The sequence below is a fragment of the Neobacillus bataviensis genome (assembly GCF_019969725.1).
Genome location: NZ_JAHXYW010000005.1, coordinates 355,100 through 375,969, shown reverse-complemented (window position 1 = coordinate 375,969; position 20,870 = coordinate 355,100). Strand labels below are relative to the sequence as shown.

Genomic DNA, 20,870 nt, shown 5'->3' with positions numbered 1-20,870 from the left:
TTGAATGATGACTGACTTTTTTATCTTTTATGCTCCATTTATCATTGTGATAGCGGCAATTGCCACATGTTTTTGGCTTGCAGGGAAAGATGATGCAGTGAAAAAATAGTTGGATTTGAAAAAGAAGAGCCTTGGGGGTTCTTCTTTTTCTTCAAAGTAGCTGTTTTTCCAGAAATATAATCAAATATTACGATTACTTAACTTAATTAATTTAATTTCTAATATAATCAAAGTAAATGCTTTGACAATAGGCACTCTTACAGAATTTTATCGGCGAAAAAAAGCAATTTATCGGCGAATCTAAAAATAGGAGAAAAAAATAGTGAACCACAACAAAAATTTTAAATCGCTTCTTGAAATCCTTTTGGTATCAACGAGACTCGGTTTAACCTCCTTTGGCGGCCCCATCGCGCATTTAGGTTATTTTTATGAAGAATATGTTAAGCGGAAAAAATGGCTCGATGAAAAAAGCTATGCGGATTTAGTGGCTTTGTGTCAGTTCCTCCCCGGACCGGCGAGCAGTCAAGTCGGGATTGGAGTCGGGGTTATCCGCGGCGGCGTTCTAGGCGGCGTATTAGCATTCATTGGATTTACCGCGCCTTCAATGATCGCCTTAATACTCTTTGCGATCATCCTTCAAGGTTTGCAAATAAATGACACAGGCTGGCTCCATGGTTTAAAAATCGTGGCTGTGGCTGTCGTTGCGCAGGCTATAATTGGAATGGCTTCTAAACTAACTCCTGATATTCATAGAAAAACCATTGCCTTATTTGCTCTGGTAAGTACGTTAATATGGCAGAGTGCCTTCATGCAGGTAAGTATTATTATATTGGCTGCAATAGCCGGTTTTGTTATCTATATGCAACACGATGATAATGAGGAGCCAAATACAATTCATTTTCCACTGTCACACCGTTTTGCCTTAATATGTTTATCACTGTTTTTTTGTTTGCTAATTATATTACCAATTGTACGCTCAATTACATCATCAAATTGGATTGTTTTATTTGATAGTTTCTATCGATCAGGTTCATTAGTTTTTGGAGGCGGTCATGTCGTACTGCCATTACTGGAAAAAGAATTTGTACCCACCCATTGGTTATCTAAAGAAGAATTCCTTGCTGGATACGGGGCAGCCCAAGCAGTACCGGGCCCTCTGTTTACCTTTGCTGCTTACATAGGGACAATTATCAATGGATGGAAAGGTGGAATCCTTGCGACAGCGGCCATTTTCTTACCTGCCTTCCTTCTCATATTTGGCACCTTGCCTTTTTGGAACACATTAAGGCGTAATCCCAAAATTAAAGGAGCTTTAATGGGTGTAAATGCCGCCGTTGTTGGAATTTTAATTGCCGCCTTTTATAATCCGATTTGGACTAGTTCAATTCTATCTCCTATTGATTTTGCTTTTGCAGCTATATTGTTTTCTATGTTGGTTTATTGGAAGGTTCCGCCTTGGATAATTGTTATCGCAGGTGCCGTAGGCGGTTCACTATTGCAGATTATAGGTTAATATGAAGGACTGTGGTATAAAACGAATTTCAGATACTGAAAATATTTCTAAAGGACGATGGGGGAATATATTTGAGTATCGGAATATGGTCTTATTTTACTCTTCTTTTATTAACTATTTTTGCGGTAGGTTCTGCCTATTACAAATCGAGAAATTCCCTAATCTTTATCCTCTTTTTTGCCGTTTCTGGAGTAACGATGTTTTTCGACTACCTGATTTATGTGTGGGGAAAGGCTTATACTTATCACTCTGGAATTGTTAATAATCGGTACGATACTCATCTTGGTGCCATTGTTAATGGATTGGTCCTGTCATCATTTGCCGTTTTGTATTCAGCCCGTAATGGTAAATGGTATTGGAGCATTATTTTGGCTGGCCTTTTTGCGGGGATTGAACTGTTGTTTACAGAGTGGGGTGTATATAAACCTAACTGGTGGAAGATAGGGTATACATTTTCCATACTGATTTTTTATTTTCCAGTCATTAAAGTGTGGTGGGGCAGGTTAAATAATACCCCGGGAAAATGGCTAACCTATGGAACTTTGTTTTCATTATATTTTGCCATTTATGTTCAATTAAATATCCTTCTTTATGGGCTGCTTCAAACGAAAACATTTCATGTTGAATGGGTCGAACGTTTAAACCGAGACAGTGCAGCGATTAATAGTATAAATGCGCTGGTATTTAGCTTAATGCTGGCTTTGATAGGTATTATGAATGCCCGACAATTTTGGAATTTTATCATGATGGCTGTGTTTATTGTCTATTATTTCGTTTTGAAAACTTCAGGTATCATTCAAACGGATCATTTAGTTATGGATTTTATTCTTAGTTTCCTAGCATTCTTCATACCGCTTGTATTCGTAAGATATGCAAGCAGTAAAGTATACTCACATTCTTGATGAAAAAATAAATAAATCGAAAAAAGCTCTGGTGTCAGAGCTTTTTTCGATTTATATTTTTTACTACATTTTATTATTTTGCTGAAAGCTCACTTTCTGTTACCCATTTATGATTAGTCACTTTTTCCCCGCCAGTTGTTGGCGTGTAATCAACCATATAGACTGTTGTTTGTTCGGCTGAATCAATTACTGCTGTTGCACCCTTCATCCCTTCCATATGATCTGCCTTTACAATAACCTCATCACCTGGTTTATAAGATTTGTCGCTGGGGTCTTTAATTTCTTCATGAATAATCCATTTGTGATTTGTTACTCGTTTCCCACCCGTGGTTGGATTATAAGAAATTGTATACACAGTAGTATCGAATGCACCAACAATTGTTGCTTCAGCCCCGTTCATCCCTTCCATATGATCCGCATTAATAATAGCCTTACTGCCAATTTTAAAGGTTGGGCTTTCGGCCCCTTTTAAACCTTTTGGCACTTCACCAGAACCAGAATGATTCATGCCCTCCATACTTTCATGGTCCATAGTGCTGGAATTCTTTTCTTGTTCAGATTTATTCCCCTGATTCATATTTGCATGTTGGTTTTCCTTATCACCATTGGAACAAGCTGCTAAAAATACGGCAAGGACCAGGGTAAGAAGAGATAGGGTAGTTCGTTTTATTTTCACTTTTGTTGCCTCCTTAAGCTTTGTGATTCATTCATAGTACGACATATTTGTGCAGAATCTGTGCAGAAGGCCTAGAAGTGGTAATTTTTATTTTTTTACAAATGTATGAACAAATATGATTTGTGGGACGCATGTCATATATTATCCAATAAAAATGCATAAAATCTGCAAACTTACCTTTTAAATTAAAGCTATAAAACATTGAATCTTTATTTAACTTTTTGGAGGTGGAAAAATTGAAAAAAGTTTTTCTCATTTTATTTGCATTTGCTTTTATTTTTTCATTTGATTCAAAGGCCTTTGCCGATGAAGGACATTCTCATATGAATCACGGTAATGGAAGCAATATGGAAGGTATGGATCATGGAAGCGGCCACGAAGATATGGATACGAACAACGAAAGTGACCATGAAAGTGGGCATAGTCATGGGCCCGTCATTGAAACACCGCCAAACTATAAAGTGTTAGGAACTTATGGAGCAGTAAACCTAGCATTCATCGCAGTCGGTATTTGGAATAAATGGTTTAGAAGGAAGGGGGAATAACAATGGCAATGCCCGAAAATAGATTACCAGAAAAGGAACCTTTTGATCTCTTATCCATTCCGGTAGTAAAAAAGTTTGTTAAAAGCAAATGGTATCCGGGAATATTCCAGTGGATCGTGATCTCTGTTTTTTCATTAATAGTATATGAATTAGTAATGGGAACGGTAGATCCTAGTAAAAACTTTGGTACGACGATGACATGGGTGTTATGGTGGCCGATTATCCCTATTTTATTTTTAGTAGCCGGCCGCTTCTGGTGTGCGATTTGCCCGTTCGGTAAATTAAGCGATATTGTCCGAAAATTTGTCGGCAGTAAGCGTCCAATGCCTAAGTTTTTAAGAAAGTATGGAATTTGGCTTATCGACTTATTCTTTATTGCGATTACTTACAGCGACCACGTTTGGGGAATTGTAGAGTCACCTCGCGGCTCAGGTTACCTGTTGCTGCTGCTCGTCACGATGGTGGTTGCAACATCTGTTTTCTATGAAAGAAGAACCTTCTGTAAGACGCTTTGTTTCCTAGGCGGTCTTGCCGGAAACTATTCACGATCCGGTGCCTTAAAAGTGCAAGCTACACCTGATATTTGTAAAACCTGTAAAGTACAGTCCTGCTATAAAGGAACCGAGGGTGTGGAGGGATGCCCAATGTTCCAGTTTCCCAGGACAATGGAGTCCAGTGCGGATTGTAATATTTGCGGGAACTGTGTGAAAAACTGTCCGAATAATTCCGTTAAAATTACAACAAGAATTCCGACAAAAGAGTTATGGGGTTTGAAAAATCCTAAGCTTGAGAATGCTTCCCTTGCAGCTGTTATTATGGGTATTGTATTCGTACAAAATATTACGATGCTTGAACCTTGGCAGACTATTTTGAATGCAATTGGAATAGTTACTCGTACGACTAACTATAATGTTAACTTTACAGTTGCCTTTATCATTGCGATGGCTATTCCGATTTTATTATTATTAGGAACTGCAAAACTGGCATCCCTTTTTGGAATGGAAGGAACATTAAAAAAGAACTTTACCCTTTTCGGATACGCCATTATTCCGTTAGACCTAGCTGGACACTTGGCACATAACCTATTTCATATCTTTACGGAAGGCAAAGCGGTATGGTACAACTCCATTAGATTATTTGGAATCGACTCGAATCCGGCAAGTTTAAGTCTTGCCTCTACGCCAACAGTACAAATGATTCAGTATATCGTGATTGCAATTGGATTGGTCGGTACGTGTTATGTAGTTTATAGAATGGGAAAAAGTAAAAAGACGACTTTTAAAGCCATGCTTCCTTATTATGTATTGATGTTTGCCCTGGCTGTTGCGAATATCTACTTATTTTCACTACCTATGATGCACAGGGTTTAATTATAATTGTATTATAGAAGACACCGTTACGATGTTTGACGGTGTCTTTTGTAAAAATCAATAGGGTGATTACATGTACGGCATATTAAGTAAAATTAGTGCAGTATTAAGCGAACCATTTTTTAATATGGCAAATAGTCTGGAATCCTGGCCCATCATCTTTGCCTTTATTTTGGGACTTGTGGGTTCCTTGGCCCCGTGCCAGTTAACTGGAAATATTAGTGCTGTTACGTTATATGGGAACCGCTCTGTTCAAAAGAAAATTGTTTGGAAGGATGTTTTCTGGTTCACGTGTAGTAAAATTGTTGCCTTTTCCTTATTAGGTATTTTAGTGTGGCTGCTTGGTAAAGGAATAGAACAAAATCTAGTATCCTATTTTCCGTGGCTGCGAAAAATGATGGGGCCATTACTGATTGTCGTTGGCTTGTTTATGATTGGTGTTATTAAATTAAAAGGAACGTTTCATTTATTCAAGGGGCCAAAAGTGAACAAACATGAAAATCCATTAGGTTCTTTTATGCTTGGATTTAGTTTTTCCCTAGCTTTTTGTCCAACTATGTTTGTCTTATTTTTTGTCACCTTAATGCCTTTGGTGCTGTCCAGTCCATATGGATTTATTCTTCCGCCAATCTTTGCACTCGGGACAGCCATTCCACTATTAATCGTTATTACAATCATTTGGTATCTTGGCGGCAATGGTGTTCTAATGAAGAAAAGCAGAAAGTTCGGCACCATGGTTGGAAGGCTTGCTGGGATATTGATGTTACTATTAGGAATCTTTGATACGATAACCTATTGGTCTTTATAAATGCAAAAAAAGTTTTATTGACAAATACGCAGCTAAAAAGGTTTGGAAATCTTTCCAAACCTTTTTAGCTGCATATTGATTTAGAAGGAGCTCATCATATTACTGTTTCCCATTTCCTTTTGATTGCTGTCATCCATCATGCACCTTTACCATGGCATGCTTTGTACATATCCTTTAATTCCTGCTTGGTTGATCAGGATGCATTTTTTGCATAAAGGGGAGCATTTTTTCAAAGCTAAAACCATTATCTGAGTTGTTTGTTCCTGCTGCAAATACAGCCGTTCCTGCTCCAAGAATAAAAGCCGCACTTACAATTCCCACCGCAAACTTTTTCATTTTTTCTCCAACTCCTTTCTTTTATCAGCTTCATCGTAACGCTAAAATTTGCAGAAAAAATGGATTTTAAGTGTTGAAATTGTGAAGATTTCTAAATGAGGCCATTTCCATCAAAAAAAGAAAAATTCATTGACATTCAAACGTCTATTTGAATAAGATATAATCAAACGAACATTTGAATGTCAATGAATAGCGTATGGATTGAAAAATAAGGAGACAATAACCTTAATCGTAACTTTTTCGTTTTAGAAATAGAAAGAGCTACTCTACAATGAGAGCTGGGGGGATAAACATGGGACATCATCACCATCATCATGGACATTCACACGGTCACTCACATGGCCATTCACATACAAGCAACAAAAAAGCTTTATTAAGTTCCTTCCTATTAATAGCGGCCTTTATGATCGTCGAAGTTATCGGGGGCATCGTGACAAATAGCTTGGCGCTATTGTCGGACGCTGGTCATATGCTCAGTGATGCTGCCGCACTGGGATTAAGCTTTTTCGCCATAAAACTTGGAGAAAAGCAGGGGTCGCAGGAAAAAACCTACGGATATAAACGTTTTGAAATTATCGCCGCTGCCTTAAACGGATTAACCTTAATCATCATTTCCGTGTATATTTTTTATGAAGCGATCGGCCGTTTCCTCGCTCCGCCGGAGGTTCAAAGTAAAGGGATGCTGATGATTTCCATTATCGGTTTGGTGGTGAACATTGTCGCTGCCTGGATTTTAATGAAGGGCGACAAGGAAGAAAACCTGAATGTCAGAAGCGCCTTCTTACATGTGCTTGGTGATATGCTCGGTTCGGTCGGGGCCATCGTCGCCGCTCTCCTGATTATGTTTTTTGGCTGGGGCATCGCTGATCCCATTGCGAGTGTCATCGTAGCAGCGTTGATTCTTTTAAGCGGGTATCGCGTGACGAAGGATTCCTTCCATATTTTAATGGAAGGCGCTCCGGAGCAAATTGATATCAAGAAGGTGAAGGAGGCACTAAGGAAGATCCCTCTTGTAAAAGAGGTTCATGATTTGCATATCTGGACGATTACGTCCGGCTATCCAGTCCTTAGCTGTCATATCACCATTTCCGATGATGGAGTTCATGATGAAATTCTATACCAATCACAGCGCATCCTTCATGATGAATTCCACATTGAACACAGTACCATTCAAGTAGAAAAAGCAGCCAATGGCTGCCCCAGTCCGCATGGGACCTGTAATTAAAATAATAGCTCGTCAAAAACCACGATCGAAAGTTGAATCGTGGTTTTCTCTTTTTCCTCGTTCTTTTCACATTCACAAGCAACTTTGCATATTATCCCTTAAGTGAAAATAGATATTAATATAAGAATAGTGTTTTACTAATTTACTATTTTTGGCAGTGATGATATAGTGAAAAAGCACTATTACTTTATAATTACATATTGAGAGGTTTCATATCATGAAATTCGGAAAAACTATTTTACTATTTTTCATTTTGGCGAGCGCTTTTTTAGTTTCTAAGGAAATAACGGCCCATGCCTCAAGCGGCGGTACCCCAATTCTCCTTTATCATCATATTTTAAAAAAGAGCGAGAATCATTCCCCTGATAATCCTAGTATTATTAGCCTGGAAGCATTTGAAGAACAAATGAAATATTTAAAGGATCAGGGCTATTATACTGCCAGTATGTCGGAATTTGATGCGTACATGCGCGGTACGAAAAAACTTCCGGCAAAAACAGTGGTCATTACCTTTGATGATGGGCATAAAACGAATTATTTATATGCTTATCCCGTCTTAAAAAAATATGGATTTAAAGCCACGGCTTTCTTGATTACAAACCGCGTATCCGATACTCCGCTTAGCTTTGATCCTGATGGTTTACAGTTTTTAAGCTGGCCTGAGGTAAGACAAATGAAGGATGTTTTTCAGTTTGGCAGTCATACAAATGGGCTTCATTTTTCAACAAACGGAGTAGCAGCCTTATTAAGCGAGCCCGAACAAGTTATTTTAAAAGACTTTCAGACTAGCAGAACCCTGCTTAACAACACAGATTATTTTGCATATCCATTTGGTGCCTATAATCAGCGGACCATCGCGATGTTACAATCGACCGGCTATAAATTTGCCTTTACCACTGTGTTCAAGAATGCCATGATCGGGAGCGATCCGTTCCAAATTGGCAGAAAGGGAATCACCCCTTCAATCACGTTATCCCGATTTAAAGAGTTGTTAGCTGATGCTTCTTCTAAAGCGGGCTGGATGAATACCAATAATAAATGGACCTTCTTGGATGATAATGGGGTCAAGAAAACAGGCTGGCTCCACTTGGTAAGCAGTTGGTATTATTTAGATTCTAATGGCATTATGAGGACGGGCTGGTTAAAAGCGGGCAATGACTGGTACTATTTCGATAGAAACGGACTCATGGAAACTGGGTGGTTGAAGCAAGGTACAGCCTGGTACTATTTGAACGCAAATGGTGCGATGAAAACCGGCTGGTTAAGTAAGGGGGGCAGCTGGTATTACTTACTGTCTAGCGGTGAAATGAAAACCGGTTGGTTATGGAATGGAGGAAATTGGTACTATTTCGATGCGTCTGGCGCCATGAAAACGGGCTGGCAAACAGTAAAAGGGAAAAGGTATTACTTTGATAAAAACGGAGCGATGAAAACCGGCTGGCTGGCATCCGACGGAAAGTGGTATTACCTCGATGCAAGTGGTGTGATGCGAACTGGCTGGGCTCCTGTTAAAGGAAAATGGTATTACTTTGATACGACTGGCGCAATGCTGACGGGATGGCTGGAGTTAGAAAGGAAAAAGTATTACCTTAACCAGGATGGATCAATGGCAACTGGCTGGATAGAAAGCGAGGCAAAATGGTACTACTTCTACAACGACGGGCATATGGCAGCGAACACCGTGATTGATGGGTACCAAATTGGAGAAGACGGAGCAAGGATTCAAGAGGAATAACTCTATTAAAAAGAAACACCAGTGAAATGCTGGTGTTTTATTTGTATTAAATTCTCTTTTATTTTGTTCCTTTTTGTTGAAGTAAATTTTTTATTATATCCAAGAATTTGGTAATAGTTTAATTGTATTCCAAATGCTAATATAAATGTATTAATTTAGTAGTATAGGAGGATTATTTTTTGAAGACTTTTAGCCGGTATATTTTGATTTTTTTATTGTTGTTTTCGACTGTAGGCCCTTTCCTACACGGGAAAACAGTACAGGCAGAGGAAAATAATGGGCCAATTAACCTGGGGTTTAAGCCTTATGACACGGTTATGGATCCTAACAAACCTGTCATTTATGCGACAGAACTGGGAAGCAAAACGATCTATGCGATTAATTTTTCCACGAGTGAGATTAAAAGGCTAGACCTGCCATATCCAGCGGAAAGATTAGACTTTAATAATAATATGCTTTATGTAACGCAGCACAAAATGAACCATGATACGTATAATTTTGGTCCTTATTCTGGCGCAATTGCCGAGGTGGATCCTGATAGTTTTACCGTCAGTAATACATTAGATATCGATCAGGATCCATATGATATTGCGGTGGATGAAAAGGGTTATATTTATATTTCTGCCGGCTCCGGCCAATGGGATAACGTAAGGGTATTTTCGATGAAGGATAAAAAAGAGATTCTTCAAAAAGGAGATACCCGAATCTATGAAAAGAATAAGATCTTTTATAGTGCTGGGACTTCAAAGATTTACTCCATTTATAATGGTGATAGTCCATCCCTTTCGGCTTATGAAGTGGTTAATGGAGTTATACAAACACAGTATGATGCTCCGTCTGATAGTTCATTAGGCGGCAATTTGAAAATCTCCCCTGATGGGGTAAGCATGTACAACACCAATGGGAAGGTTTACGACCTTACTACCTATAAATCTGGAGATATGGGTTTCCGATTTGCTTTAGGTAAAAAGTATAACGATTTTGAGTTCAGTCTGGAACATGATCTCACCTATGCAGCGAGCACCTCGGGTGGAATCGATGTTTACCAATACGACACCAATAGGTTTTTATACTCGCTGAGAAAAGATCTAAATGTTCAAAAGCTTCATTATCAAAATGGTAAATTGGTGACCATCAATTTGGACAGCAGCGGCAATTATTTTGTTGAAACGATTGCTGCTGATACACAGCCGACATCAGGGACGGCGGTTGCTCCAGTTCCAAAAGGCACCATTAGCAACATTTGGTTTAAGCCTAATGATACGGCAATCGACCCCACTAAACCGGTTGTCTATATGACGCGCCTTGGCAGTAAGACGATTTATGCGGCCAATCTTTCCACGGGAGAAGTGAAATCACTAGCATTGCCATATCCTGCAGAGCGGTTGGAGGTATATAAAGACAAGCTATATGTGACGCAGCATAAAATGAGTCATACCTCATCTACATTTGGTACTTTTTCAGGAGCGATTGCCGAGATTGATACACAAACATTTACCGTAGCGAAAATCCTAGACATTAATACGGATCCTTACGACCTTGTCATTGATCAAAACGCTTATGCTTATATTGCACCTGGATCTGGCCAGTGGCAGGATTTGAAGGTATACTCCCTAGCAAATGGAGAAGAAATTCTAAATTCATCTCACAATACCATTCGTGAAAAGTCCTATCTCTATTACAGTCCAGAAACTTCAAGGGTTTATTCGATTTCAACGGATTTAAGCCCAAGAGAAATGGTTGCATACGAAGTGGAAAATGGCGTATTCAAAAATCACTATAGCTCTGCTCAGTATGGTAAAGATTATCCGATCTCATCTTTTGGGAAAATCTCTCCCGATGGTTTAAGTTTAAACAATAATAATGGATATGTTTTTCGTTTAGCCAATGATCAATTCCATGATCTGTCTTTATCCGTTGGTCTAGGTAAAAGTTACAATGATTTCGAGTTTAATTTACAAAACCAATTAACCTTTGCGGCAAAAACGAGCGGCGGAATTGATGTTTATCAATTTAATACAAATCAACTTATTAACACGATAAGAACGGATCTTAAAGTTCAAAAACTTCACTATCAAAATGGGAAATTAGCGGCTATCTGTCTTGATAATAATGGCAGGTATTTTATTGAAAGCATAGAAGCGAATACAACAGGCACATCGAGTGATCCAGGAACGCCAAGCGATCCGGGAACACCGAGCGACCCGGGAACACCAAGCGATCCGGGAACACCGAGTGATCCGGGAACGCCAAGTGACCCAGGAACTCCGAATGATCCAGGCACACCAAGCACGCCGGAACCTGCGAAAGCAGTGGAATTGCTTCAAGCAGCGTCACTCGCATGGAATGAAGACACTGCGGAATTTGATTACTATGACGACTTCTATGATGGAGTACAAGATGTAGAGTTAGATAGCTTTTTTGGTTTTCAGTTTGATCAAAGCATTGACCTAATCGATGATACGAAAATTTCTATTACTGGACCTGAGGGAGCAGTGGCTGCTGCCGGCTGGACGGAAGGCGATGTATTATATGTCTCTAAGGGCATTCTAAAGGGCAGCACTACCTACACACTCACCATAAAAAAAGACGCGATATCAGGCAAGGAAGGACAACTACTGGCAAATGATATGGTCATCAAGTTCAAGACAGCTTCTAACTGGGAGAAATATGATGGAAAGTGGTACTATTACGACCCTGAAATCGGTGATTATGTAACAGGCTGGAAAACCATTGCTGGAGTGAAGTACTATTTCGATAACGAAGGCGAAATGCAAACTGGCTGGGAAAAAATTAATAATGTATGGTACTACTTTGAAGGCAGCGGAGCCATGAAAACAGGTTGGTTGAAATTAGGAACAACCTGGTACTATTTTAATGGAAATGGAACGATGAAAACGGGCTGGCTGCAACTGGGAAAGACTTGGTATTATTTCAATAGCAGCGGAGCAATGAAAACGGGCTGGCTGCAGTCTGGTAAGACCTGGTATTACTTTGATGGCGGCGGCGCGATGAAAACCGGCTGGGTACAAATCGGTAAAGCCTGGTATTACTTCTACAGTAGCGGCGCCATGGCCTACAACACCAAAATCGGCGGCTATAAACTTGGACCAAGCGGGGCCATGATAAAATAACATGAAAAAACCTTATTGAAATTTGTTTACTAAAGTGTAAACATTTTAATAGGGTTTTTTTATTTCTAAAAAAGGGAACTTAAATGGATTCTTATTACTCTAAGTAATTGAAAGAGGGTGTTAAGACGAGGATATAACATAATGGGGTTTTTCTAGCTATTTCCTTTACCGATTCAATATATTTGGTAAAATATTCGTTATTAGTTAAAAATAACTTAACTCGATGATTGAGGAGGAATACCGTTGGACAAGCGTTTTAGAATTGCTCATAGGGAAGCATGGATCGGTGTGATTCTAGTCGTAATTAATTTTATCTGGTGGTATGGCTTTGGTTACGGTCTTGGCTCTGCCAAAGTCGAACAGTATTCGTATATATTTGGTTTGCCTGCCTGGTTCTTTTATAGCTGTATTTTAGGGTCAATCGTTATGATTGTCCTAGTCATCCTTACGGTGAAATTTTTATTTAAAGATGTACCGTTTGAAGACGAAGAGGGGGACGTGAAATGAATTGGGCTGTTATCACACCACTGCTTATTTTTCTATTTATTATATTTGCTGTCGGCTTTTGGTCCAATAAATTTGTCCTTAAATCCAATTCATTTCTTGAGGAATATTTTTTAGGAGAACGGCAAATGGGCGGGTTCATCCTGGCGATGACGATGGTAGCCACATACGGCAGTGCCAGCAGTTTTATCGGCGGTCCCGGGGTCGCCTATACGAAGGGGTTAGGCTGGGTACTTTTGGCGATGGCCCAGTTAGCCACTGGATATTTTGTTCTGATGGTTTTAGGAAAGAAATTTGCCATAGTAGCTAGGCAGTACAAAGCCATCACCTTAATCGACTTTCTGAAAGAGCGCTATAAAAGTAAAGCTGTTGTGCTCATCTCGGCGGCAAGTATTATCATTTTTCTTTTTTCCTCGATGACGGCTCAATGGATTGGCGGGGCCCGCCTTGTTGAGTCTCTGACAGGCCTTCCGTATACATATGCGCTTCTGATTTTTGTAGGGTCGGTTCTACTCTTTGTGATTGTCGGCGGCTTCCGAGCGGTGGCGTTAACGGATGCCGTTCAGGGTGTGGTCATGTTTATGGGAACCTTGATTCTGCTTGTTGCGACGATCAAAGCGGGCGGGGGAATCCCAAAGATTATCTCCGATTTAGCGGCTGAAAATCCGAATTTAATTAGTCCATTCGGTGCTAACCGCGAATTAACCCCTGCTTATGTTTCGTCCTTTTGGATTTTGGTTGGCGTTGGCGTTGTCGGGCTTCCGCAAATCACTGTCCGTGCGATGTCCTATAAAAATTCCAAGGCCATGCATAGTGCGATTATTATAGGAACGATCGTTGTCGGTTTTATTATGCTTGGCATGCATCTCATCGGTGTTTTTGCGAGACCGGTCATCCCAGGTGTAAAAATTGGCGATACCGTGATGCCGCTGTTATCGATGAAAGTACTGCCGCCCTTTGTCGCTGGAATTGTCTTGGCGGCTCCGATGGCTGCGATTATGTCGACTGTAGATGCCCTGCTGATTTTAGTAAGTTCTGCTATAGTGAAGGATATTTATTTGAATTATATTAAGCCTCATGCAAGTGAGGGGCAAATTAAAAAAGTGAGTTTTAGTGTGACCGCCATTATTGGGATATTGGTTATCTTTTTCGCGTTAACCCCTCCTGATTTAATTGTTTGGCTGAACCTATTTTCCTTTGGCGGCTTGGAGTCTGTGTTTATTTGGCCAGTCATTTTGGGGCTATATTGGAGGAAGGGCAATAAATATGGAGCAATCACCTCAATGGTTTTAGGAATGGGTTCTTATATTTTATTAGACCGATTATATCCGAATGCCTTTGGCCTTCATACCGTGGTCGTGCCGGTTGTGCTCTCCTTAATCAGCTTTGTGGTGGTAAGCTTTGCTACCCAGCAGGGAACAAAAGCTCATTCATCCTTTTAACGATTCATATTTATGTTGCAATTTTACGAATAAATTTCTAGAATTAATAAACAGATACGAATAAGGTGGGGGGCCCCTTTGGTTACGTTTATTGAATTCCTTTCGGCTTTGATTTTGCCAGGGTTATTGGTTTTACTGTTTACACGGGTTACATACAATCGGATTATCGGACTTGTTTTAACTGTGGCATTGATTGCCGGTTCTGTATATAAAGGCTATACTGACTCATTTGTACTTATCGTAATTGATGCGTTTTCGTTAACAGCCGGTTTCTGGCTGGCGGTAAAAATGAGACCGAAGCCAATGAAACAAGGATAATTATCCATATGAATCAAAAACCCAAAATTAATCCTATTACGGATTTAATTTTGGGTTTTTGAATATAAGTGTAAAAAGTGAAAACCTCCAAGGGTTTTCACTTTTTCGTTTTATTCATCTTTAACTGTTTTCCCTTGATAAAACATTTTTTCTAGTTGAACAGGGTTTTCTTTTGCGGATAATTCCACAGCTCTTATTTTATAAACAGCCGTCCTGCTTCCTAAAGAGGAGCGGTATTTCTCCACATGTGAACTGGATAGTGCTTTATCATAATAACCCGGAACATATTTATCTAACATTTTTTGCATCGCCAAAACGGCTTCATCCAGATTATTCACTTTCTCTGCTTCACCAAAAATAATCACACTCATATAGGCCGTATCCGTCTTGGTGGGAACTGGATCAGAAATCGTACCGAGGTCAGCGCTGACGGTAAAGCAGGCCTTTGGATTTTTTTCGATAATATTTACCTTCCGTCCTTCGCTGGCACCATGAAAATAGATTGCACCATCCATCCACACAAAGTTAAGTGGAATTGTATAAGGTGCATCCCCATCGGCCAATCCTAAAAATCCCGTTTTCTCTGTATCTAGAAAACGATTTATTTTATGTTGATCTGTACATTCTAACTTCATTTGCCTCATTGGTATCATATGGCTGACTTCCTTTCTTCCAACATGTTACACTCATAATAAAAGTAAATTGTACCTGTAAAAAGTGACAGTTTTTAAAAATTTTACAGGGGCAGAAGGGAGTTTCATTTGCAGATTACTCCATTTTTAAAAAAGGACACTAATGTTCCGATTTATTTACAACTCTATCAGTTTTTTCGCGAGGAAATTGAAAGGGGTTCGATTTTAACAGGGAAAAAACTCCCTTCAATCAGAGAGCTTTCTCAAAGTTTAAATATTAGCCGAAACACCGTTGATACTGCATATCAGCAGCTTATTGCAGAAGGATATGTGGAGAGCAGGGAAAAAAGCGGCTTGTATGTTTTGGAGTTAGATGAGATCCCCATGTTACAAGAGGTTCAACACGAATTAAAGCTCCACCATGTGGAAGGTAAAACAAATCATTTAATCGATTTTCAATATGGGGATATTGAACTCGAACGGTTTCCATTAAAGGTCTGGAAAAAATGTTTGATGGCCGCCATAGATGCTCCCAGCCATGAAGTATTTTCCTATGGTGATAAAAAAGGTCATTATGGCTTAAGAACTGAAATTGCTTCCTATTTATATCAGGGCAGAGGGGTTCGGTGTTCACCGGATCAGATCATTCTTTCTGCAGGAACCCAAACGGCGGTTAATGTGTTGATTCAACTGCTCTCGCTGCAAAACTCTAAAGTAGCCCTTGAAAATCCTGGTTATGATGGAGTTCGGTATGTTTTTGAAAGCCAAAAGTGTGAAGTCATTCCGATTTCCTTAGAAGAGGATGGAATCAATATAACCGAACTGGAGAAAAGCTCAGCCCAATGTGTTTATGTGACTCCTTCTCATCAGTTTCCAATCGGCATGATTTTGCCTATTCAAAAACGAATGAAACTGCTGCAATGGGCTGAGAAGAACCAAACCTATATTATTGAGGACGATTATGACGGTGAATTCCGTTATGCAGGCCAGCCGATTCCTTCATTAAAATCATTGGATACAAATGAAAAAGTGATCTACTTAGGGACTTTTTCAAAGGCATTCCTGCCGGCCGCTAGAGTTACCTACATCGTTTTACCAGAGCCGCTGGTTGAAAGCTATCATTCCAAGCTTTTCTTTTTGAGTCAAACCGTGTCGCCGCACATCCAAGAGGCTCTTTATCTTTTCATGAAAGAAGGTCATTTTGGACGCCATATTCGAAAAATGAGAAAAATTTATCAGGGAAAACAGGCTGCATTGATAAAAGCAATTGAATGTCATTTAGGTGATAAGGTAAACGTCATCGGGCAAAAAGCAGGGCTTCATTTATTACTTGAGTTAAAAGACCTCGACGCCATACAACTGGTGGAGAAGGCTGAAGAATTTGGGATTAGGATTTATTTAACGGAAAAGTTTTGGCTGAAAAGACCGTCTCATTTTGATCAGCCGATTATGCTCGGCTTTGGAGGGTTAAGTGTGGAAGAAATTAAGTCAGGAGTTCAGAAACTCGGAAAAGCCATACAAGCATTAAATTCCAACAGTCAGAGTATATTGGAATAAAAATTCAAAAAAATCCATTGTTTTTTGAAATTTTAATTTATATAATAAAATTAAGAATTTTGCTACAGCCAAATTCTGGAGGCCGGAAATCTCAAATTTAAAAGAATGCGAGATCCTGACTATTTTGGATCAGGGTCTTCGCTAATTTTCCTTCCAGATCCAACTAATTTTAGAGAATACTAGGAAATATGAACTGATGTATAGATAAACGGATGACTTTAAGTGTTCAGAAAAAGGGGTTTATAGGCCTTTAGTGGTATAGACAACTATACCTATATGTTTATTTTTATAATTAATTGTAAGCGTATCCATTGCTAAAGATATAATGGTAGCGCTTATAATAATAAATTAAACAACATATAAGGGGAGGAAGTATGGCGAAAAAAACTTTTATCATCTCATCGATCTGTACTGTATTTTTGGGGACTACCAGTGTTTTTGCGAGTGGTGACACTACCCCTGTTCCAACGATTGAAAAACAAGAAAAAGAAAGTCTTTCCCCAACTCAGAAACCACATCCTGTTTTTTCGTGGGATTCCAATGTCATCCCAAATTCAAGTGTCTTACATCCTGGATCGGCTAGAGGAGCCGGTATGGTTTCAGCACCACTAGAGGAAATTGATCAAGTGATGAACCAAGCGATTGCATCCAAAGTCATGCCGGGTGCCGTTGCCTTTGTGGCACGCGGAGGAAAAATCGTTAAACAAACTGCCTACGGTTATTCAGCTCAATACGCTGATGGCAAGTTTACGGAAATGGAACAACCAATTCCAATGAAAACAGACACTATTTTTGACCTCGCGTCCATTAGTAAAATTTTCACGGCTGTGTCCGCCATGATTCTTTATGAAAAGGGATTATTCCAGCTAGATGATCCGGTTGCCAAGTACATACCAGAATTTGGTCAAAACGGAAAAGAGCAGGTTACAATCCGCCAGCTATTGACGCATACATCAGGTTTTACAGCTTGGATTCCTTTATATACTCAAGGAAATTCAAGAGAAGAACGGTTGAAGAGCGTTTTTCAACAGCCACTTAAGAATCTGCCTGGGACCACTTATGAATACAGTGATCTAAACATGATTACCGTAGGAGCATTAGTAGAGAGGTTGTCAGGAATGCGTCAAGATGTTTTCGTCAAGGAGAATATTACCGATCCATTAGGCATGAAAGATACGATGTACAATCCGCCTGCCTCCTTGAAAAATCGGATTGCGGCTACAGAATTCCAATCGACTCCTAATCGCGGTCTCGTATGGGGCGAGGTTCATGATGAAAATGCCTGGTCGCTTGATGGGGTGGCAGGACATGCTGGGGTATTTTCAACCGCAGAGGACCTTGCAAAACTGGCCCATCTTTTCTTGAATGATGGAAAATATGGCGGAGCCAGAATCCTAAAGCCAGAAACGGTTAAACTTTTACTTGAAAATCAAAACGAAGCGTTTCCTGGAGATGACCACGGGCTTGGTTGGGAGCTTGGTCAAGGCTGGTACATGGACGCCCTGTCAGAAGGCACCTATTCATTTGGACACACAGGCTATACCGGTACATCGATAGTCGTAAGTCCGAAAAATAAAACGATTGCGATTTTATTGACAAACCGTGTACATCCATCAAGGAATACTGTGTCAACGAATCAAACGAGAAGATTGTTTGCGAGGCAGGTAGCTGACTCCATTCCTGTTTCAATTTCTGGTAACCAATCAGCTTGGTTTGCGGGATATGGCGATAAACTAAGCAGAGTAATGGAGGCTGATCTCCATCTCAAAGAGGATGCAAAACTGACTTTCTCAACCTGGCACAGGATTGAGGATGGCTGGGATTTCGGAAATGTAGAGGTTTTTAAAGATGGTTCATGGGAAAAAATAGGGGAATTTACCGGAGCCAGCAACGGCTGGGAGAAAAAAGCCCTGACCGTCCCAAAAGAAGCTGAAAAAGTACGTTTTATTTACAAAACCGATTCAACGACAAACGGTCGAGGCTGGTATGTCTTGAATCCTGAACTTAATTCAGCGGCGCTGAAACTTACTAACAATGACTGGAATTTAAGAGACTATTAAAAAAGGGGAGAGCTGCATGCGTAAAGTACCAAAGATTTTTTTTCACTCGCTTTTGATATTGGTCCTGGTTTTGTCCGGAGCACCCCTTTTAGGAGCAGGAAAAGCGGAGGCTGTTTCAGGCACTCAGGATCTCATCATTGACCTTAATGTTCCACAGGTTTCCAGGGAGGTCAAAGATAACAAACTAGATTTGAATGCGCTCCATCTATATGATGATGGCCATTTCATGCTGGCATCTAACAATCTTCATTGGAAATCATCAAACAAAAACGTAGCATCCGTCAATCAGGAAGGCCATGTTACTTTATCCGGCCACAACGGTAAAACGTTCATTTCTGTCGAGGATGGCCACTATAGTGACAAGATTTCAATCCAATTCAAAGGAAATCAAAAGGACATCGTTGTTAATAAAGAGAAAGGAAGCCGCTATGACCTTATTGGCAACGCCATAAATCATATGTCACTCGAAGAAAAAGTCGGTCAGATGCTGATGCCGGACTTCCGTACTTGGAAGGGCCAAAACGTAACCGAGATGCAGCCGGAAATTGCCCAGCTGGTAAAAGACTATCATCTTGGCGGTGTAATATTATTCCGTGAAAATACGGTAACTGCTGAACAGACAACGAAACTTGTCAATGCCTATCAGGAAGCTTCCGAGAAATATGGAATGCTGGTTTCCATTGACCAAGAAGGCGGAATAGTGACACGCCTGCAGACGGGGACAGATTTTCCAGGGAACATGGCGCTTGGAGCTGCACGGTCTGAAGAACTGGCTGAGAAAGTAGGCAAGGCCATTGGTGAAGAGTTGAAGGCAGAGGGCATTAACATGAACTTTGGACCTGTATTGGATGTAAACATTAATCCTGATAACCCGGTTATTGGAGTCCGCTCCTTCGGGGAAAATCCAGAGCTTGTTGCCAAATTAGGAAAAGCCTATCTTAATGGCTTGCACGAAGCTGGTATAGCAGCTACTGCGAAGCATTTTCCTGGTCATGGTGATACAGCCGTGGATTCGCATTTAGGCTTGCCAGAAGTTCCACATGATATGGATCGTTTGAAAAGGGTAGAACTATATCCGTTCCAACAGGCAATGGATGCCGGAATTGATGCGATTATGTCTGCCCATGTAACTTTCCCGAAAATTGACGATACGAAAGCCATTTCGAAAAAAGACGGCACTGAAATTGCAGTCCCAGGGACGCTTTCTCACAAAATATTAACTGGCCTTATGCGTGAAGATATGGGCTATAAGGGTGTCATTGTGACGGATGCGATGAATATGGGAGCAATTGCTGAGCATTTTGGTCCGGTTGATGCAGCCATTCGTGCTGTGAAAGCAGGCGCTGATATTCTGTTAATGCCGGTTGGAATCCAAGAGGTAGCAAGTGGTCTTTACAATTCAGTAAGATCCGATGATATTCCGGTGAATAGGATTGAACAATCGGTTGAGCGTATTTTAACGCTGAAATTGAATCGAGGCATTGTTAAGGCAGAGTCTGAAAAAAGCCTGGATGAGAAGGTGGCTAATGCGATCAATGTTGTTGGGTCTGCTGAACATAAACAGGTCGAAAAAAAAGCCGCAGCTAAATCCATTACGCTATTGAAAAATGATGGAGTTCTTCCGTTACATGCAGCGGAGGAAGATAAGATTGCTGTAGTCGGCTATTCAGGCTATTATGTTGATTCCCTTTTTGCCGAGGTGAAAAAGCATCATGAAAATGTTACGTATATCAATACTTCTACAACACTAACCGCCGACCAGCTTAATCAAATAAAAGATGCAAAATTTATTATTGTTGGAACCTATACATCCTCCGTTAGTGGCAGGGCACCAGGTGCAGGTCAAATGCTAATGACCAACCAGCTGATTAATGAAACTGATGCACCGGTAATCGCTCTAGGAATCAGAAATCCATATGACGTCATGTCCTATCCAAATGTGGATGCTTCACTTGTTCAATATGGATTCAGACCAGCCAGTTTTGAAGCAGCAGCAGACACTATTTTCGGGGATAATGCGCCGACAGGGAAACTTCCAGTTACCATCTACAACCACGATGGAAGTGTATTATACGGATTTGACCATGGGTTAGGGTATTAATTTTTCAAAAAA

General features: G+C 40.2%; 18 protein-coding genes. 15 read left to right on the top strand and 3 right to left on the bottom strand.

All coding sequences use genetic code 11. From position 1 onward, the window contains the following. The first annotated feature begins 7 nt into the window (after positions 1 to 7). From cydS to LC455_RS15640, 3 genes are all read left to right on the top strand, one after another. Positions 8 to 109 (top strand): cytochrome bd oxidase small subunit CydS, encoded by a 102-nt coding sequence (cydS, locus tag LC455_RS32085; protein WP_440446405.1) that lies wholly within the window; start codon positions 8 to 10, stop codon positions 107 to 109. A 213-nt stretch (positions 110 to 322) separates the two neighbouring features. Then, positions 323 to 1,513, top strand: coding sequence for a chromate transporter (locus tag LC455_RS15645; protein ID WP_223592141.1), 1,191 nt, complete (start codon positions 323 to 325; stop codon positions 1,511 to 1,513). A gap of 71 nt (positions 1,514 to 1,584) precedes the next feature. Further along, complete coding sequence (locus tag LC455_RS15640; protein WP_223592140.1) at positions 1,585 to 2,415, top strand: hypothetical protein; 831 nt, start codon at positions 1,585 to 1,587, stop codon at positions 2,413 to 2,415. A 73-nt stretch (positions 2,416 to 2,488) separates the two neighbouring features. Here LC455_RS15640 and LC455_RS15635 read toward each other — a convergent pair whose 3' ends face one another. Continuing rightward, positions 2,489 to 2,992: a YdhK family protein gene (locus LC455_RS15635; RefSeq protein WP_263297811.1), complete on the bottom strand. Its 504-nt coding sequence runs from the start codon at positions 2,990 to 2,992 to the stop codon at positions 2,489 to 2,491. 335 nt (positions 2,993 to 3,327) lie between these two features. Here LC455_RS15635 and LC455_RS15630 point away from each other — a divergent pair, with 335 nt between their 5' ends. From LC455_RS15630 to LC455_RS15620, 3 genes are all read left to right on the top strand, one after another. After that, positions 3,328 to 3,636 (top strand): hypothetical protein, encoded by a 309-nt coding sequence (locus tag LC455_RS15630; RefSeq protein ID WP_223592138.1) that lies wholly within the window; start codon positions 3,328 to 3,330, stop codon positions 3,634 to 3,636. A gap of 2 nt (positions 3,637 to 3,638) precedes the next feature. After that, on the top strand, positions 3,639 to 5,006 hold the full coding sequence (locus tag LC455_RS15625; RefSeq protein ID WP_223592137.1) for a 4Fe-4S binding protein: 1,368 nt from the start codon (positions 3,639 to 3,641) through the stop codon (positions 5,004 to 5,006). 73 nt (positions 5,007 to 5,079) lie between these two features. Further along, positions 5,080 to 5,814 (top strand): urease accessory protein UreH domain-containing protein, encoded by a 735-nt coding sequence (locus LC455_RS15620; RefSeq protein ID WP_223592136.1) that lies wholly within the window; start codon positions 5,080 to 5,082, stop codon positions 5,812 to 5,814. A 174-nt stretch (positions 5,815 to 5,988) separates the two neighbouring features. Here the strand turns inward: LC455_RS15620 and LC455_RS15615 are convergent, their stop codons facing one another. Further along, positions 5,989 to 6,150 (bottom strand): hypothetical protein, encoded by a 162-nt coding sequence (locus LC455_RS15615; protein WP_223592134.1) that lies wholly within the window; start codon positions 6,148 to 6,150, stop codon positions 5,989 to 5,991. Positions 6,151 to 6,442: 292 nt separating this feature from the next. Here LC455_RS15615 and LC455_RS15610 point away from each other — a divergent pair, with 292 nt between their 5' ends. The 6 genes from LC455_RS15610 to LC455_RS15585 all read left to right on the top strand — a co-directional run bounded on the left by LC455_RS15610 (position 6,443) and on the right by LC455_RS15585 (position 14,508). Further along, complete coding sequence (locus LC455_RS15610; protein WP_223592132.1) at positions 6,443 to 7,375, top strand: cation diffusion facilitator family transporter; 933 nt, start codon at positions 6,443 to 6,445, stop codon at positions 7,373 to 7,375. Positions 7,376 to 7,592: 217 nt separating this feature from the next. Next, a complete protein-coding gene (locus tag LC455_RS31715) occupies positions 7,593 to 9,110 on the top strand; it encodes a polysaccharide deacetylase family protein (RefSeq protein WP_317851441.1) in 1,518 nt (505 codons plus the stop codon). Positions 9,111 to 9,289: 179 nt separating this feature from the next. Beyond that, positions 9,290 to 12,244, top strand: coding sequence for a hypothetical protein (locus LC455_RS15600; protein WP_223592130.1), 2,955 nt, complete (start codon positions 9,290 to 9,292; stop codon positions 12,242 to 12,244). A 243-nt stretch (positions 12,245 to 12,487) separates the two neighbouring features. Continuing rightward, the gene (locus LC455_RS15595; RefSeq protein ID WP_223592128.1) at positions 12,488 to 12,751 is read left to right on the top strand and encodes a YhdT family protein; all 264 of its coding nucleotides are present in this window, start codon (positions 12,488 to 12,490) and stop codon (positions 12,749 to 12,751) included. After that, positions 12,748 to 14,190: a sodium/pantothenate symporter gene (gene panF, locus LC455_RS15590; protein ID WP_223592126.1), complete on the top strand. Its 1,443-nt coding sequence runs from the start codon at positions 12,748 to 12,750 to the stop codon at positions 14,188 to 14,190. The genes LC455_RS15595 and panF overlap by 4 nt, the downstream gene beginning before the upstream one ends. Before the next feature lie 78 nt (positions 14,191 to 14,268). Continuing rightward, entirely contained in the window at positions 14,269 to 14,508 is a 240-nt protein-coding gene (locus LC455_RS15585) for a DUF2198 family protein (RefSeq protein WP_223592124.1), read from the top strand. Positions 14,509 to 14,618: 110 nt separating this feature from the next. Here the strand turns inward: LC455_RS15585 and LC455_RS15580 are convergent, their stop codons facing one another. Beyond that, positions 14,619 to 15,161 carry a pyridoxamine 5'-phosphate oxidase family protein gene (locus LC455_RS15580; RefSeq protein WP_223592123.1) on the bottom strand — a complete coding sequence of 181 codons (543 nt, stop codon included), beginning with the start codon at positions 15,159 to 15,161 and terminating at the stop codon, positions 14,619 to 14,621. A gap of 108 nt (positions 15,162 to 15,269) precedes the next feature. Here LC455_RS15580 and pdxR point away from each other — a divergent pair, with 108 nt between their 5' ends. The 3 genes from pdxR to LC455_RS15565 all read left to right on the top strand — a co-directional run bounded on the left by pdxR (position 15,270) and on the right by LC455_RS15565 (position 20,858). Next, entirely contained in the window at positions 15,270 to 16,697 is a 1,428-nt protein-coding gene (gene pdxR, locus LC455_RS15575; protein WP_223592121.1) for a MocR-like pyridoxine biosynthesis transcription factor PdxR, read from the top strand. A 374-nt stretch (positions 16,698 to 17,071) separates the two neighbouring features. Beyond that, positions 17,072 to 18,757 carry a serine hydrolase domain-containing protein gene (locus LC455_RS15570; RefSeq protein ID WP_223592119.1) on the top strand — a complete coding sequence of 562 codons (1,686 nt, stop codon included), beginning with the start codon at positions 17,072 to 17,074 and terminating at the stop codon, positions 18,755 to 18,757. Between the two features lie 16 nt (positions 18,758 to 18,773). Next, positions 18,774 to 20,858 carry a glycoside hydrolase family 3 protein gene (locus tag LC455_RS15565; protein WP_223592118.1) on the top strand — a complete coding sequence of 695 codons (2,085 nt, stop codon included), beginning with the start codon at positions 18,774 to 18,776 and terminating at the stop codon, positions 20,856 to 20,858. Positions 20,859 to 20,870 lie beyond the last annotated feature (12 nt).

Bases quoted from the DNA above. Each gene is read 5' to 3' on its own strand.
- cydS (WP_440446405.1), top strand. From the start codon at position 8: ATGACTGACTTTTTTATCTTTTATGCTCCATTTATCATTGTGATAGCG.
- LC455_RS15635 (WP_263297811.1), bottom strand. From the start codon at position 2,992: ATGAATCAGGGGAATAAATCTGAACAAGAAAAGAATTCCAGCACTATG.
- LC455_RS15625 (WP_223592137.1), top strand. From the start codon at position 3,639: ATGGCAATGCCCGAAAATAGATTACCAGAAAAGGAACCTTTTGATCTC.
- LC455_RS15620 (WP_223592136.1), top strand. From the start codon at position 5,080: ATGTACGGCATATTAAGTAAAATTAGTGCAGTATTAAGCGAACCATTT.
- LC455_RS15615 (WP_223592134.1), bottom strand. From the start codon at position 6,150: ATGAAAAAGTTTGCGGTGGGAATTGTAAGTGCGGCTTTTATTCTTGGA.
- LC455_RS15610 (WP_223592132.1), top strand. From the start codon at position 6,443: ATGGGACATCATCACCATCATCATGGACATTCACACGGTCACTCACAT.
- LC455_RS31715 (WP_317851441.1), top strand. From the start codon at position 7,593: ATGAAATTCGGAAAAACTATTTTACTATTTTTCATTTTGGCGAGCGCT.
- panF (WP_223592126.1), top strand. From the start codon at position 12,748: ATGAATTGGGCTGTTATCACACCACTGCTTATTTTTCTATTTATTATA.
- LC455_RS15580 (WP_223592123.1), bottom strand. From the start codon at position 15,161: ATGATACCAATGAGGCAAATGAAGTTAGAATGTACAGATCAACATAAA.
- LC455_RS15570 (WP_223592119.1), top strand. From the start codon at position 17,072: ATGGCGAAAAAAACTTTTATCATCTCATCGATCTGTACTGTATTTTTG.
- LC455_RS15565 (WP_223592118.1), top strand. From the start codon at position 18,774: ATGCGTAAAGTACCAAAGATTTTTTTTCACTCGCTTTTGATATTGGTC.